Raw genomic sequence first — 14,829 nt, 5'->3', positions numbered from 1 at the left:
CTACCGCTTCCTGGTCCGCAGGTAGTCGCCGACCACCGCGGCGCCGAGCCCGTCGAGGTCGGGAGCGACGACCCGGCCGCCCGAGCGGCGCGCGATGAGGTCGACGAACTCCGTCAACCGCGGATCGTCCCCCAGCCGGAACACCGTGACCGACGCGCCCAGCTTCGCCATCCGGTCCACTTCGGACAGTGTCTTGAGCAGTGTCCTCGGCTGAGGCGGGTAGTCGAATTCCGCCGTTCCGTCGGGTTCCAGGTGTGCCGTCGGCTCGCCGTCGGTGACCATCAGGACCACCGGCTGCGCGTCGGGATGCCGCCGCAGGTGCCGTCCGGCGAGCAACAGGGCGTGATGGGCGTTGGTGCCCTGCTCCCAGGCGCCTTCCAGGCCGACCAGCTCGGCCAGTTCGACCGACGTGGCGTAGCGGCCGAAGGTGATCAGCTGGAGCGCGTCGTTGCGGAACCGGGTGCTGATCAGCTGGTGCAGCGCGAGCGCCGTCCGCTTCATCGGCAGCCAGCGGCCCTCCTGCACCATCGACCACGAGGTGTCCACGAGCAGCGCCACCGCCGCGCGCGACCGGTGCTCGGTCTCGATCACCTCGACGTCGGAGACGTCCATCCGGACGGACCGCCCGCCCACCGAAACCGAGCGCAGGACCGCGTTGCGGACCGTCCTGGAGACGTCCCACGGCTGCATGTCCCCGAACCGCCACGGCCTGGTCGCGCCGGTCGGCTCGCCCGCGGCTCCGGCGGACTCGGTCTCCCGTTGACCCGCCTTGCCGCGCAGCGCGGCCACGACGTCGGCGAGCGCCGTCTCCCCCAGCCGTCGTAAAGCCTTGGGAGACAGCCGGAGCGTGCCGTCGGGCGCGCGTTCGAAGAGTCCTTGCCGCCGGAGCTCGCGTTCCAGTTCGGACAGCCGCCGCGCGTCGACACCGGCGTCCGGTCCGAGCTGCCGTTCGAGGGCGTCGACGTCGATGTCCTCCAGCCTCGCGCCGGGGTAGGACTGGCCGAGCTGTTCGGCCAGCGCGTCCAACTCGGCGAGATCGGACATCGCCCGGGCGCCCTCGCCGAGACCGAGTGGATCGTCGCCCCGGAACCGTTCCGACGACGTCCAGTCCTCTCCCGGCCGCAGCGCTTTCAGCTGGGAATCCAAAGTGGACAGCTGTTGCGCGAGGCGGGGATCGCCGAACGCCTGCTGTGACAGTTCGGCCAGCTCGGCACGCTGCTCCGGCGTCATCGAGTTGAGCATCCGCTGCGCGGCCGCGGCGCGAGCGGCGAGGACGTCGATCAGTTCCTCGACGTTCTTCGGGTTCTCCGGGAAGAACTCGCCGTGCTCACGCATGAACTCCGCGAACCGCTCGGGCACGTCCTCACGCCCTTGCGCGTGCGCGGCCAGCAGGCCGTTGAGGTCGGCGAGCATCCGGTTGGCGCGCTCGACGTCCTCCGGCCCGGCGTTCTGGAGTGCTTCCTTCATTCCCTCGAAGCGGGAATCCAGCAGCTCACGCCCGAGCAGGTCGCGGATCTTCTCGTAGTTCTCCCGGCCATGCCGGGAGCGCCAGTCGTACTGCCCGAGTTCGCGGACGGCCGCCGCCGTTCCCGGCGGAAGCGCGTCCAGCTGCGCCTCGCGGAAACGGGCGTCGTCGTCCGGGTCGGGGAACAGCTCGCGCCGCTCGGCCTCCAGCGCCTCGTCCAGCAGCCGCTGGACCTCCTGGAGCGTGCCGTCCAGCCGGTGCCGCCGCTGGATCTCCGAGCGGCGCTGCCAGAGCCGCCTGGTCAGCTCGTCCAGCCCGGCGGTGCGCGGGGTGCCGCGCCGCAACAGTTCTTCCAGCGCGGACCGGGGCGAGGCGCCGGCCATGACGTCCCGGCCGATCTCGTCGAGCGCGTCCCGCAGATCGGCGGGCGGCGCCAGCGGATCCGGGCCGTCGTGCCACGGCCCGTACGAATACCCCTCCGGGACGGTGCTCATCGGCCGTAGACGGTCGTCGTGTCGTCGGAGTCCTTGGCGAGCTTCCTCGACAGGAACAGGGATTCCAGCGCCAGTTCGACAGCGGCCGCGATCCGCCCCGCCGGTTCGTCCGGGCCGACGCCCGCCCGCGCGGCGACGTCGTGGAGTACCGGCAGTTCGGGCAGGGCGGCGAGGACGTCCTTGCCGGGCACACGTTCCCCGGTGGCCACCAGGTGCCCGTTCTCGACGGCGTCGGCCAGCGGCACGAGGTCCAGCCCGGCGAACCGGGAGCGGGCCGTCTCCGCGACCGCCCGGCGCAGCAGGTGCACGAGGTGCTCGGTCTCGCGTCCCTCCTCCCCCGGCTCGAATTCGAGCTTGCCGCGCAGCACCGCGGGCACCGCGTCGAGGTCGACCGGCCGCGCCACGGCGGGCTCCTCACCGGTGAGCGCGGACCGGCGCAGTGCCGCCGCGCCCACGGTTTCCGCCGCCGCGACGGCGAACCGGGCCGAGACACCGGACCGCTGGTCGATGGCGGGCGATTCGCGCAGGTTCCGCACGAACCGGGCGAGCACCTCCAGCAGCGGCTCGCCGACCTCGGCGACCAGATGCGCCTCCTGCCGCACGACCGCGATCTCGGACTCGACGTCGAGCGGGTAGTGCGTCCGGATCTCCGCGCCGAACCGGTCCTTGAGCGGGGTGATGATGCGGCCGCGGTTGGTGTAGTCCTCCGGGTTGGCCGTCGACACCAGCAGCACGTCCAGCGGCAGGCGCAGGGTGTACCCGCGAACCTGGATGTCGCGTTCCTCCATCACGTTCAGCAGCGCGACCTGGATGCGCTCGGCGAGGTCGGGCAGCTCGTTGATCGCCACGATGCCGCGGTGGGCGCGCGGGACGAGTCCGAAGTGGATGGTCTCGGGGTCACCGAGGCTGCGGCCTTCGGCGACCTTCACCGGGTCGACGTCGCCGATCAGGTCACCGACCGAAGTGTCCGGCGTGGCCAGCTTTTCCGTGTAGCGCTCGTCGCGGTGGCGCCAGGTCACCGGCAGGGCGTCGCCGAGTTCGGCCGCGCGGCGGCGCGATCCCGGGGTGATCGGGTCGAGCGGGTGCTCGGCCAGTTCGGCGCCCTCGATGACGGGTGTCCACTCGTCGAGGAGTCCCGCGAGCGTGCGCAGCAGCCGGGTCTTGCCCTGGCCGCGTTCACCGAGGAGGACGACGTCGTGCCCGGCCAGCAGCGCGCGTTCCAGCTGGGGCAGCACGGTGCGCGAGAAACCGACGATCCCGGGCCACGGGTCTTCCCCGGCACGGAGCTTGGCGAGCAGGTTGTCGTGCAGTTCTTGTTTGATCGAACGCGGCAGGTGGCCGGCCGCGCGAAGGTCCCCGGCGGTCCGGGGCAGAGTTGCGGGAACATCGTTCACCCGTTCGACGCTACGTCGCGATCATGGCCCCTGTCGACGTGAACCAACTCCAGCTCTGGATCAACCGAACGGTGGAGGGAACCTCAAGAGGTCGGTTGATGCGGGAGCGGGCGGCCGCGCACCAGACTGGACCCGTGCCCGGCGATCGGCCGCACGCTGACGAAGGAGGTGGTGGATGAGCGTCGAGCCGGAGACAGGTCCGGTGGTGACGGTGCTGTCGTTCGTGCTCCTGGCGATCCTCACCGCTTTCACGTTCGTGGCCGACGGACCCCTGGTGAAAGAGCTCGTCCTGTGCGGGGTCGCCGCCGGATGGATGCTGGGCATGCTGGCCGCACCCCGGTCGTGGCGCTCACGCCTGTCGGTGACGGCCGTCTTCCTCGGCGTGCTGACCGCGATCACGCTGGTCCTCGTGATCGAAGCGCCCTGGTTCGGTTGCTTCACGCCCGTGCTGTACGTGTACGCGTTCCGGCTCCTGCCGTGGCCTCGGCTGGTGCCCGGTGTCACCGCGGTGGCGGTGGTGGCCGGGACCGCGCAGGCCCACGGCGTGGACAAGTCCACGATCACCGGGGTGTTGAGCGAAACCGCCGTGCACGGCTCGCCGAGAGCGTGCGCCCGGACGTCGTCCTGATGGATCTGCGGATGCCGGGGACGGACGGCCTCACTGCGATCGGCGAGCTGGCCGCGAGGGGAAACCCGGCGCGGGTACTCGTCCTGACCACCTACGACGCCGACACGCACGTGCTTCCCGCCATCGAAGCCGGTGCGACGGGCTACCTGCTCAAGGACGCGCCCCGCGACGAGCTGCTCCGAGCCGTCCGCGCGGCCACCCGGGGCGAGGCCGTGCTCGCGCCGTCGGTCGCGGCCACGCTGATGGACCGGATGCGCACGCCCGCGCCGGGGCCGCTCAGCGAGCGGGAACTGGAGGTGCTGCGGCTGGTGGCGGCCGGGAACACCAACCGGGAGGCCGCGGCGGGGTTGTTCATCACCGAAGCGACCATGAAGTCCCATTTACTGAACATCTACGGAAAGCTGGGCGTCGGCGACCGGGCCGCCGCGGTGGCGGAGGCCTTCCACCTGGGGCTGCTGAAACCCAAGGGTCATTGAGCGGACCGGTATTTGCCTACTTACGCGTGACCAGGGCGAAGGTGAGGTGCGGGAGTCGAGGGGGTCGCTCCGGTCTCGGAGCTCGATGACACCGGAATCTCACCGCGGCAAGTTCGAGCGTGGAGGATTCGGGACGTTCAACGTCCCGAATTCTCCACACTCGGTTCACAGGGCCACCTGACCGCAACGGGGTGGCGGCTCACGCGTGTCCCGGGTGTTGACGATGAAGGAATTGGGACGTTGAGTGTCCCGATTCCTTCATCGTCGATGGGCAGGTCCGGTCTCGGAGCTTGATCAACGGAGGATCGGGGACACTCAACGTCCCCGATCCTCCGTTGATCAAGACCGTGCCAGTGCTCATCTCACGACCGGCAGCCGAGTGGGGAAGATTCCGGACGTTGAACGTCCCAAATCTTCCCCACTCGCCCACATCAGGGTCCAGCAGGGAAGCAGATACATGTCCACCAGAACCGCCACTCACGACCCCACGCGCAGACCGGCGCGATGGCGCTACGGCGGGCCACCAGACCCGCGCCCGTGCACGACACCTCTGCTTCACCCCTCGATAACGTGCCCATTTCCCGGTTTCGTAGAAAGCACGACTAAAATCAACGCGGTGTGCCGTCCTAGTGCGACCCTCGCGGTCTGGTCTTCGGCGTGGCTGAACGGAGCCGCCGCCTCCGACGACGTCCTTGACGCCCTTCAGGTCTGGGGCGAAGCCCACGACTTCGTCGCCGCGGATGCCGCGGCCGCCGAGGCGTTCGACCTGCCGCTGGCGTTCAACCGCGCGGCGACTCCGGTCCAGCTGCTCCTCGCCCTGCGCTCGCAGGGCGCGAAGAGCCTCCACCTGCTCCTCCCGGTGCCCGGCGACGTCCGCGGCCTCGGCGGTGGCGGTCCGTTCACCGAGGCCGCGCTGCGGACCGGCGAGGCCGTCGTCCTGCCGGATCTCGGCTACGGGCTCGTCCCCGAGGCGATCGCCGAGGGTTTGATGCGGTGGACCGTCTACTCGGTGCCGACGCCGGGTGTCCTCGAGTACCGGCCGCTCGGCGAGTCGGAACACGGCCTGACCGACGCGATCCGCGCGAGCGCCGGCGCACTGCAGTCACTCGACGTCGCCCGCGACCGGCCGGGGGTGCGGGCGGAACTCTCGGCGCGGCTGCGGTCGGCCACCGACGCGCCCTGGCCTGCCGGGATGCCCAGCCGGTCGCTGCGGGTCCTGCAGCGGGCGGAGGAGATCGCGGCGATCCTCGCGATCGCCGAGTCCGACGACCCGGGCGGCGCGCTGTCGGCGTCGGCGGCGCTGCGACGGGCCGAGGCGTTGCGGCCGCTGACCGATGCCGTCAGGGGTGCCCGGTACGCGGCGATCAACGAAGCGGTGCGGGTGTTCGCGGACCAGGCGGACCGCCACCCGTAGCCAGCACTTTCCCGGCATATCGGACGGACCACAGCGAGAGCCCGCCGATGACGGCGATGAGCAGGACCACGCTGAGGCCGTTCATCACGTCGGCCGACAAGGTGTAGACCAGCGGCACCCGCACCACGGCCTCCAGGAGCAGGGCCACTCCCCACACCGCGGACATCCGGGTGAACGCGCGGCGGAAGCCCGGCACCTCGCCGGCGAGCCGGTCGATCTCGGCGCGTTTGGCCACGCTCGACCCGGCACGCACGGCGATGAGCACCATCGGGGTGTGGCTGAAACAGCTCACCAGCAGCACGATCCCCGCGGTCGCGGTACCGAAGGACTCTTTCAGCAACAAGAATCTCGCGTCACCGGTGAATAGCGAAAGAACGAGCCCGACGCCGAGGACTCCGGCCAGCAACGCGGCGAAGCCGTCGAACGAGCGGTCCCGGACAGCGACCCAGACGATCCGGAAAGCGGCGATCGCGGCCCCCGCCAGCAGCGAGACCTGCTCGCTCTGTCCGGCGAGTCGAAGCCCGTAGTAGGCGGCTAAGGGCAGCGCGACATCCCAGAGCAGGAGCGCGAGCGTCGGATTCCGGCCACCACGCGCGGTCACGACGGCGCGTTTCCGATGGCTTCGCAGTCGGCCAGGAAAGCCAGCACTCGCGCATTGACCTCCGCCGCCGCTTCGCCCGCGATGGCATGGGTCGCCGACGGCCACAGTTCGACCTCTCCCCGCGGCAGCAGGTCCCGGGCGCGCGCGGCCGCACGCGCGGGGTGGTGGATGACGCTGCGCCCGGCCACCAGGGCCAGCACGGGCATCCGCAGCGAACGCAACTGATCGTCGGTGATCAACCGGGGCAACGGCAGGGCGATGCGGTAGGTCCGCATTCCCTCGTCGATCACCCGCGCGACCGGATCCGTGGCGTCGACCTCCGCGCCCCCGGAGATCCACCGGAGGAACGACGGGCGGGCCCATCGGTCGACGACGGGGACCGCGGAAAGCGTGGCACGGACGACCAATCCCACGGTCAGTCCGCCGAACGTCAGTACGGGATCGATGAGCGTGACCGACTTCAGCCGTTCCGGCGCCCGCGCGGCGAAGTTGGCCGCGAGCCAGCCACCGAACGAGTACCCCATCAGGTGCACGGCCGTCAGATCGAGTTCCGCGAGCACCGTCCCGAGCCAGGTGGCTTGATCCGCGCCGTCGCGGATGGGAACCGTCTGTTCGCTGCGCCCGGGCTCGCCGATGAGGTCCACGGCGTACACCTCGCCGTGCCGGAGCAGCGCCTCGAGGTTGGGTGCCCACATCACCGCGGTACCCGCGCGCCCGGGCAGCAGCACGATCGGCGTACCGCCCGGCCGCCCGAACCGGTACACCCGCGCCACCCCGAACGCCGTCGGGACGTCGTGGATCCCGGCCGGCGCGGGCAAAGCCGCCAGACCTCGTTCGTAGACGGCCTCGTACTCGGCTCGCGCCTCCGGCGTGGAAAAACCGCCCACCTTCATTCGCACCCCTCCTCGTTACGGTACGATCGGATTGTAAAGCAGTTGGTGACAAGTTTGCAATCCGATCGGACTGCAAAGGAGGCAGGGTTGCCCAAACGAGTCGATCACGAGGAACGGCGGCGGCAGATCGCCGCGGCCGTCCGCCGCATCGCGGCCGACCGGGGACTCGAAGCGGTCAGCCTGAACGAGGTCGCGGCCGAAGCCGGCATCTCGAAGGGGTTCGTCCAGCACTACTTCGCGTCGAGGGACGACATGCTGCGCTACGCGGCGACGACCTTGCGAGGCGGAGTCGAGGAGCGCATCGCCTCGGCCGGCGAACCCGGCGTCCGGGATCTGCTCGTCGCGCTACTCCCCCTCGACGACGCCGCCCGGAACGACGCGCTGGTGGCCAACGCCTTCCTGGTGCGCGCGCTCAAGGACCCGGAGATCGCCGGCCACTTCCGGACCGGCCACGGCCAGCTCCGCGACGCGGTGGCGGCCATGCTCTCAGCCGCACGGGACGACGGTGCTCTCGTGTCCACTGTGGACCCGCCCGCCGAGGCCGTCTCGCTCCTGGCCCTGGTGTCCGGACTGGGAGACGCGGTGTTGCTGGGCTACCAGACCGGCGAAGAGGCCATCGCCCTGATCGACCTGCACCTGTCACGGATCACCGCCACGTGAAGGAAAGCCCGATGAACCGCCGCCGCACCGGCCCTCGCCGCCGCGTCGATCGCCCTGCTCAGCGCCTGCGGGCCGCGATACGACGAAGCCAGTACGGAACCCGTACCGAGCCCGGCACCCACCTCGGCGGCCGACCGCGGGGAATCTCCGCGCGAACTCGCGGGCAAGGTCCAGTACGAGATCAAGGGACGGGCGGAGGACATGATCGGCGGACCGAATCCCGGCCTCACCCTCCAGTGCGGCGAGTTCTCCGGCAGTTCCTTGAGCATCGCCTCGTGAGTGACTACGGACGTGCGGGGCGCTTCGCAGGCTCGCAGCAGCCCACGGCGCAGGGCGCGCCGTTCACCGTGCACCCGGCGGCCGGGAACGGCGACAACTTCCGCGCCGGAGCCCCCTCCGTGTGCTCACGGACCAGCTCGACGACCAGCTCAGCGAAGCGCGGATCGGTGTCCGGAGTCGCTGCCCGCGCGAAGCCCATGCCGTGTTCGGCGGCCCGTTCGGCGGCCTCGTTGTCGAGGTCCCAGATCACTTCGAGGTGGTCGGACACGAAGCCCACCGGGCAGACCACCACCGAAGTGACGCCGTCCGCGTGCAACGCGTCGATGTGGTCGACGATGTCCGGCTCCAGCCACGGTACCTGCGGCGGGCCGGAGCGCGACTGCCAGACGACGTCGTAGGTCTCGATGCCCGCCTCGGCCGCGACGAGACGGGCGGCCTCGGCGATCTGGCGCGAGTAGCGGTGGCCACCCTCCGAGGGCGGCCCGGACGCGGCGTCGGCCGAGTCCGGCACCGAGTGGGCGCAGAAGACCGTCCTGGTTCCGGGCAGGTTCCCCAGCTTCGCGTGCGCGGCGCGAACGGCGTCGGCGAAGGCGGCGATGAACAGCGGGTGGTCGAAGAACTGCCGCAGCTTCACCAGTTCCGGCGCACCGTCGCCGACCGACGCGCGGGCGCGCTCGATGTCCTCGTCGTACTGACGGCAGGCGGAATAGCCGCCGTACGCGCTCGTGGGGAACACCAGGACGCGCTGAGCGCCCGCCTTGGTGATCTCGGCGAGGGTCTCCTCGACCATCGGCCGCCAGTTGCGGTTGCCGAAGTGGACGGGCAGGTCGATCCCGGCCACGGCGAGTTGCTTCTCCACCGCGGAGATCGCGTCCCGGTTCAGGCGGTTGATCGGCGAAACCCCGCCGAAGTGCTGATAGTGCTCGGAGACCTCGAGCAGCCGTTCCCTCGGGACCCCTCGGCCCCGCGTGACGTTCTCCAAGAACGGCATTACTTCGTCAGGCCCCTCGGGACCACCGAACGAAAGCCAAAGCAGCGCGTCATAACCCACCCTGTCATCTTGCCGCTGTGGCGCCACACACGCTGACCCGGCCCGTTTTGAACTGAGCGATCCAAAACCTGGTACGGTCGTTCCCATGGCCAGGCCGAAGGAATTCGACGAGCGCGCCGCGATCGGGCGCGCCATGGACGCGTTCTGGGTTCGCGGCTACGAGGGCACGTCGACCCAGGCCCTCTGCGAAGCCACCGGCCTGGGCCGCAGCAGCATCTACAACACCTTCAGCAGCAAGCACGAACTGTTCATGCGCGCGCTCGATCACTATGCGGAGCGCGGGATCGTGGCCAGGACGGCACTACTGGAGGACGCCAAGACCAGCGTCGAGCGGTTCCGTTCGCTGTTCTCGTACACGATCGAGGAGGAAGTCGCCCACCACGGCCGGGGCTGCCTCGTCGTCAACACCGTGGCCGAATTCGGCGACCGCGATCCGGAGGTCAAAGCGCGGATCGACGCCGACACCAAACGACACCTCGCCCTTCTCGCGGCCTGCGCCAGGGAAGGACAGCTTGACGGGACCGTCGACGGCTCCCGCGAGCCGGAAGACCTCGCCGAGTTCGCGCACAGCACCGTGGCCGGGCTCCGGCTGATGTCCCGGCGCGGCGCCGACCGGACGGCGATGGAAGCGGTCGCGGGCATCGCACTGGACGCGATCGCCGCGAAGTAACCGAATCAAGCCCCGTGCGCAACGCTGCCCACATTTTGGACTGATCAATACAAAACTGGAGGGAAGACCCGTGCCTTTGGCAGTCTGCGTACTCGGACTGAGCGTGTTCGCGCTCGGCACGTCCGAGTTCATGATCACCGGCCTGCTGCCGGGGATGGCGGCCGATCTGAACGTCGGCATCCCGGAGGCCGGGCTGCTCATCTCCGCCTTCGCGATCGGCATGGTCGTCGGCGCTCCCCTGCTGGCGATCGCGACCTTGAGGGTGCCGAGGCGCGCCACCCTGATGACCCTGCTCGTCGTCTTCGGGCTCTCCCACGTCGTCGGCGCGCTGGGCACGGGATACGCCCTGCTCTTCGCGACCCGGGTCGTCAGCGCCGTCGCCTGCGCCGGGTTCTGGGCGGTCGCGGCGGCCACCGCGGTCGCGCTGGTCCCGGTGGAACGCCGTGGCCGCGCGCTGGCCATCCTGGTCGGCGGGCTCACCATCGCGAACATCGCCGGCGTGCCCGCCGGGACCTTCCTCGGCCAGCACGCGGGCTGGCGGGCGGCCTTCTGGGCGGTCACGGCGCTGACCGTCGTCGCGTTGATCGGCGTCTTCGCCCTCGTCCCGGAAACCCAGAACGGGAACGACAAAACCGACGTCGCGACCGAGCTCCGTCTCTACCGCGGCGGCCGGTTCTGGCTGGCGCTCGGCGTGATCGCCTTCGCCCAGGCGATGATCTTCGCGACCTTCAGCTACCTCGCGCCCCTGCTGACCGAGGTCGCCGGACTGCCGGAAAGCTGGGTGCCGGGAGTGCTGTCCCTGTTCGGACTCGGCGCGCTAATCGGCATCACCGTCGGCGGGCGGCTCGCCGACGCGAGGCCTTTCGCCACCCTCTACGGAGGCCTCGCCCTCGCCCTGCTCGCCCTGGTCCTGCTCGCGCTCTCCGGCCCGGCGACCCCGGTCGCGATCTTCGCCGTCTTCCTGTTCGGCGTCGCGGGCTTCGGGGTCAACCCCGCTTTGAACGTCCGCGCCTTCGCCGTGGCGGGCAACGCACCCACCCTCGTCGGCGCGAGCACGACAGCCGCGTTCAACGTCGGCAACACCGTCGGCCCGTGGCTCGGTGGCGAGTCGATCGACGCCGGTCTCGGATATCCCAGTGTCGCGTGGGTGAGTGTCGGGCTCGGAGTCGCCACGGTGCTCACGCTCACCTTCGCCGCCGGTGTCCAGCGCACCGACGACACCCGAATGCTCCGCGAACCCGTTACCCAGTAAGGAGAAATCATGACCGACCGAACACGATCCACTTTGGACGAATTCTTCCGCCGGATGTCCACAGGGGACACCGACGGCGCTTCGGAACTCTTCGCCGACACCGTCGCGTGGGACATCCCCGGCGCGACCAAGCTGGTCCCGTGGATCGGCCCGCGCCGGAACCCGGCGGAGATCCGCGAGTTCTACGACCTGCTCGACAAGGGCCTGATCAAGGACCGGTTCGACGTCGAGCGCGTACTCGTCGACGGACCGCACGCGGTCGCGATCGGCCGCCTGCGCTCGACCATCCGCAGCACCGGCAAGGTCATCGACTCGCCGTTCACCATCCAGTTCGAGGTGGACGACGACGGCCGGATCACCAAGTACCTGCTTCTCGAGGACTCCTGGCACGTGGCCAACGCCGTCCTCCCCTGACCCTGATGCGCGTGAAGGCCCCCTTCCCTCGGCTGAGCCGAGGGAAGGGGGCCTTCACGCGCGAAAAGACCTCAGAAGCCGGTCGCGTGCAGACCACCGTCGACCATGATCATCGAGCCGGTGGTCGCGGGCAGCCAGTCCGACAGCAGGGCGCAGACCGACTTCGCGGTCGGGTCCGGGTCGGAGCTGTCCCAGCCGAGCGGGGCGCGGTCGCCCCAGCCGTTCTCCAGGTCGGAGAACCCGGGGATCGACTTCGCGGCCATGGTCTTCATCGGGCCGGCGCTGACCAGGTTGACCCGGATGCCCTGCGGGCCCAGGTCGCGGGCCAGGTACCGGTTGACCGACTCCAGCGCCGCCTTCGCCACGCCCATCCAGTTGTAGGCGGGCCACGCGACACGGGCGTCGAAGTCCATGCCGACGATAGACGAACCGCGCGAAAGCAGCGGAAGCGTCGCCACGGCGAGGGACTTGAAGGAGTACGCCGAGACGTCGACGGCCACCTTCACGTCCTCGCTGGGGGCGTCGAGGAACGGCGCGCCCAGGCAGGACTGCGGGGCGAACCCGATGGAGTGCAGCACGCCGTCGAGCCCGTCGACGTGCTCACGGACCCGGTCGGCGAGCGAGTCGAGGTGCTCCTGGTTGGTGACGTCCAGCTCCAGCACCGGCGCCTCCTCGGGGAGACGCTTGGCGATGCGCTCGACGAGCGACAGCCTGCCGAAGCCGGTGAGCACGACCTTCGCGCCCTCCTGCTGCGCGATCTTGGCCGCGTGGAACGCGAGCGAGGCGTCGGTGATGACGCCGGTGATCAGCAGGCGCTTGCCTTCGAGCAGTCCTGGCACGGGACCTCCAGTCCGGGATGATGCGGTCGGTAAGGGAAAACGGGGGACGTCAGTGGCCCATGCCGAGGCCGCCGTCGACCGGCAGCACCGCGCCGTTGACGTAACCGGCCTCTTCGGAGGCGAGGTAGCGGACGGCGGCGGCGATCTCCGACGGCTCGGCGTACCGGCCGGAGGGAACCTGGGCGAGGATCTCCTTCTTGCGGTCCTCGCCGAGCTCGTCGGTCATGTCCGTGGCGACGAACCCGGGGGCGATGACGTTCGAGGTGATGTTGCGCGAGCCCAGCTCACGCGCGAGAGAACGGGCGAGACCGACGAGACCGGCCTTGCTCGCCGCGTAGTTGACCTGACCCGCCGACCCGGTGAGGCCGACGACGGACGAGATGAAGATGTAGCGGCCCCACTTCCCGCGCAGCATGCCGCGGGAGGCGCGCTTGGCGACCCGGTACGCGCCGGTGAGGTTGGCGTCCACCACGCGGGTGAACTGCTCCTCGCTCATGCGCATGAGCAGGGTGTCGTCGGTCATGCCCGCGTTGGCGACGAGGACCTCGACCGGACCCTGGTGCTCCTCGACGAGCTTGAAGGCGGCGTCGATCTGCTCGGCGTCGGTGACGTCGGCCTGCACCCCGAAGAGGCCTTCGGGCGCGCCGGAACCGCGGTGCGTGATCGCGACCTTGTGTCCCTGCGCCGCGAGGTCCTTCGCGATCGCCAAACCGATGCCGCGGTTGCCGCCGGTGACCAGTACCGACCGTGCCACAGAGCTCTCCTCGCCTCGTCTTCGTCCCGCTGACGCCCTGAGGTTATCGGCTCACCCGGGACCGGCCGGAGCCGCGCCACCCCTACCTCCGGGTAACCGCGACCGTCCTAAGCGGATGTTAGGAACCGGGCCGAAACCTTGCTCCGTCGTCACGGATTGTTCACCGTGAGCCGGAACACAGGAGGTCAAAGATGACAACCCGGATCGGTGAAACGTCGCCGCCCGTAAGCGAGAGGCGAGTCGTCGGCAACGTGCTGCGCGGCTCGATCGGCAACCTGGTCGAGTGGTACGACTGGTACGCCTACGCCGCCTTCACCACGTACTTCGCGAAGTCCTTCTTCCCCACCAAGGACACGACGGCGGCCTTCCTCGGCACCGCGGCGGTGTTCGCCGTCGGATTCCTCATGCGGCCGCTCGGCGGGTGGATGCTGGGCCGGTTCGCCGACCGGTTCGGGCGACGAAGCGCACTCGTGCTTTCCGTCACGTTGATGGCGGCCGGGTCGCTGATGATCGCGCTGACCCCGACCTACGCCACGATCGGCATCGCCGCGCCGATCCTGCTGCTGGTCGCCCGGCTCATCCAGGGGCTCTCGGTCGGCGGCGAGTATTCGACCTCCGCGACCTATCTGTCCGAAGTGGCCACTCCCGGCAAACGCGGGTTCTACTCCAGCTTCCAGTACGTGACGCTGTACGGCGGCCAGTTGCTGGCGCTCGGCCTCCAGCTGCTGCTGCAGGCCGTCCTCACCGAGCAGCAGCTGACCTCGTGGGGCTGGCGGATCGCGTTCGTCGTCGGCGCGCTGGCCGCGGTCGTGGTGATGTTCCTGCGCCGCGGGATGGACGAGTCGGCCAGCTTCGAGGCGGCCAAGGCGTCCGGCACCGGCAAGGACGCAGGTGACAAGGGCACGCTGCGCGCGCTGATCAAGTACCCCAAGGAGATCGCCCTCGTCGTCGGCCTCACCCTCGGCGGCACGGTCTCCTTCTACACCTTCGCCACCTACAGCCAGAAGTTCATGGAGAACACCGCGGGCATCCCCCGCCGGACGGTCACGCTGATCCTGTTCTGCGCGATCCTCGTCGCCGCGATCCTGCAGCCGTTCGCCGGCAAGCTCTCCGACCGCATCGGCCGCCGTCCGTTGCTGATGTTCTTCGGCATCGCGGGCACGCTGCTGACCGTCCCGATCATGACGCTGATGGGCGGGACCAAGGAGCCGGTGCTCGCCTTCCTGCTGATGCTCGCCGGACTGGTGATCGTCACCGGGTACACCTCGATCAACGCGATCGTGAAGGCCGAGCTGTTCCCGACGAAGATCCGCGCGATCGGTGTCGGCCTCCCCTACGCGCTCACCGTGGCGATCTTCGGCGGCACCGCCGAGCTCATCGCGCAGGCGTTGAAGGGGGCGGGCCACGAATCGGTGTTCTTCTTCTACGTCGCGGGCTGTGTCCTGGTGTCGCTCATCGTCTACGGCACAATGCGGGAAACCTCGAAGACCTCGGAGCTCGAAAAGAAGCCGGAGCCCGAGCTGGTTTCCGGCCGAGAAGGCTAGG

14 protein-coding genes and 1 pseudogene are annotated in these 14,829 nt (G+C 69.8%); 8 read left to right on the top strand and 7 right to left on the bottom strand.

The window, feature by feature from the left end; translation table 11 throughout:
• Positions 1 to 1,959, bottom strand: coding sequence for a vWA domain-containing protein (locus ACZ5IK_RS25835; protein ID WP_465490021.1), 1,959 nt, complete (start codon positions 1,957 to 1,959; stop codon positions 1 to 3).
• Positions 1,956 to 3,353, bottom strand: coding sequence for a sigma 54-interacting transcriptional regulator (locus ACZ5IK_RS25830; protein WP_465490020.1), 1,398 nt, complete (start codon positions 3,351 to 3,353; stop codon positions 1,956 to 1,958). Before ACZ5IK_RS25830 ends, ACZ5IK_RS25835 begins: the two co-directional genes overlap by 4 nt.
• 175 nt (positions 3,354 to 3,528) lie before the next feature.
• On the opposite strand from ACZ5IK_RS25830, the gene ACZ5IK_RS25825 reads away from it, so the two are divergent.
• The 3 genes and pseudogenes from ACZ5IK_RS25825 to ACZ5IK_RS25815 all read left to right on the top strand — a co-directional run bounded on the left by ACZ5IK_RS25825 (position 3,529) and on the right by ACZ5IK_RS25815 (position 5,871).
• Positions 3,529 to 3,981 carry a hypothetical protein gene (locus ACZ5IK_RS25825; RefSeq protein ID WP_465490019.1) on the top strand — a complete coding sequence of 151 codons (453 nt, stop codon included), beginning with the start codon at positions 3,529 to 3,531 and terminating at the stop codon, positions 3,979 to 3,981.
• Positions 3,948 to 4,457, top strand: a pseudogene (locus ACZ5IK_RS25820) (LuxR C-terminal-related transcriptional regulator); the annotation flags it as partial. The gene ACZ5IK_RS25825 and the pseudogene ACZ5IK_RS25820, both read left to right, overlap by 34 nt.
• Positions 4,458 to 5,073: 616 nt before the next feature.
• The gene (locus ACZ5IK_RS25815) at positions 5,074 to 5,871 is read left to right on the top strand and encodes a hypothetical protein (protein WP_465490018.1); all 798 of its coding nucleotides are present in this window, start codon (positions 5,074 to 5,076) and stop codon (positions 5,869 to 5,871) included.
• On the opposite strand, the gene ACZ5IK_RS25810 is transcribed toward ACZ5IK_RS25815, so the two are convergent.
• Positions 5,822 to 6,472 (bottom strand): VC0807 family protein, encoded by a 651-nt coding sequence (locus ACZ5IK_RS25810; RefSeq protein ID WP_465490017.1) that lies wholly within the window; start codon positions 6,470 to 6,472, stop codon positions 5,822 to 5,824. The genes ACZ5IK_RS25815 and ACZ5IK_RS25810 overlap by 50 nt on opposite strands.
• The gene (locus ACZ5IK_RS25805; RefSeq protein WP_465490016.1) at positions 6,469 to 7,365 is read right to left on the bottom strand and encodes an alpha/beta fold hydrolase; all 897 of its coding nucleotides are present in this window, start codon (positions 7,363 to 7,365) and stop codon (positions 6,469 to 6,471) included. Before ACZ5IK_RS25805 ends, ACZ5IK_RS25810 begins: the two co-directional genes overlap by 4 nt.
• 87 nt (positions 7,366 to 7,452) lie before the next feature.
• Here ACZ5IK_RS25805 and ACZ5IK_RS25800 point away from each other — a divergent pair, with 87 nt between their 5' ends.
• Positions 7,453 to 8,025 carry a TetR/AcrR family transcriptional regulator gene (locus tag ACZ5IK_RS25800; RefSeq protein WP_465490015.1) on the top strand — a complete coding sequence of 191 codons (573 nt, stop codon included), beginning with the start codon at positions 7,453 to 7,455 and terminating at the stop codon, positions 8,023 to 8,025.
• A 283-nt stretch (positions 8,026 to 8,308) separates the two neighbouring features.
• Here ACZ5IK_RS25800 and ACZ5IK_RS25795 read toward each other — a convergent pair whose 3' ends face one another.
• The gene (locus ACZ5IK_RS25795) at positions 8,309 to 9,355 is read right to left on the bottom strand and encodes a ferrochelatase (protein WP_465490014.1); all 1,047 of its coding nucleotides are present in this window, start codon (positions 9,353 to 9,355) and stop codon (positions 8,309 to 8,311) included.
• Positions 9,356 to 9,440: 85 nt separating this feature from the next.
• Here ACZ5IK_RS25795 and ACZ5IK_RS25790 point away from each other — a divergent pair, with 85 nt between their 5' ends.
• From ACZ5IK_RS25790 to ACZ5IK_RS25780, 3 genes are all read left to right on the top strand, one after another.
• Entirely contained in the window at positions 9,441 to 10,025 is a 585-nt protein-coding gene (locus ACZ5IK_RS25790) for a TetR/AcrR family transcriptional regulator (protein ID WP_465490013.1), read from the top strand.
• Between the two features lie 70 nt (positions 10,026 to 10,095).
• Positions 10,096 to 11,277, top strand: a complete 1,182-nt coding sequence (locus ACZ5IK_RS25785) for a Cmx/CmrA family chloramphenicol efflux MFS transporter (RefSeq protein ID WP_465490012.1) — start codon at positions 10,096 to 10,098, stop codon at positions 11,275 to 11,277.
• Between the two features lie 9 nt (positions 11,278 to 11,286).
• Positions 11,287 to 11,691: a nuclear transport factor 2 family protein gene (locus ACZ5IK_RS25780; protein ID WP_465490011.1), complete on the top strand. Its 405-nt coding sequence runs from the start codon at positions 11,287 to 11,289 to the stop codon at positions 11,689 to 11,691.
• Positions 11,692 to 11,762: 71 nt separating this feature from the next.
• On the opposite strand, the gene fabI is transcribed toward ACZ5IK_RS25780, so the two are convergent.
• Positions 11,763 to 12,530 (bottom strand): enoyl-ACP reductase FabI, encoded by a 768-nt coding sequence (fabI, locus tag ACZ5IK_RS25775; RefSeq protein WP_465490010.1) that lies wholly within the window; start codon positions 12,528 to 12,530, stop codon positions 11,763 to 11,765.
• A 49-nt stretch (positions 12,531 to 12,579) separates the two neighbouring features.
• Positions 12,580 to 13,284 (bottom strand): 3-oxoacyl-ACP reductase FabG, encoded by a 705-nt coding sequence (fabG, locus tag ACZ5IK_RS25770; protein ID WP_465490009.1) that lies wholly within the window; start codon positions 13,282 to 13,284, stop codon positions 12,580 to 12,582.
• 191 nt (positions 13,285 to 13,475) lie between these two features.
• Between fabG and ACZ5IK_RS25765 the strand changes: the two genes are divergently transcribed.
• A complete protein-coding gene (locus ACZ5IK_RS25765) occupies positions 13,476 to 14,828 on the top strand; it encodes an MFS transporter (protein WP_465490008.1) in 1,353 nt (450 codons plus the stop codon).
• Position 14,829 lies beyond the last annotated feature (1 nt).

The sequence above is a fragment of the Amycolatopsis sp. NPDC031561 genome (genome assembly GCF_055580625.1).
This window is presented reverse-complemented; position numbering and strand designations above follow the sequence as displayed.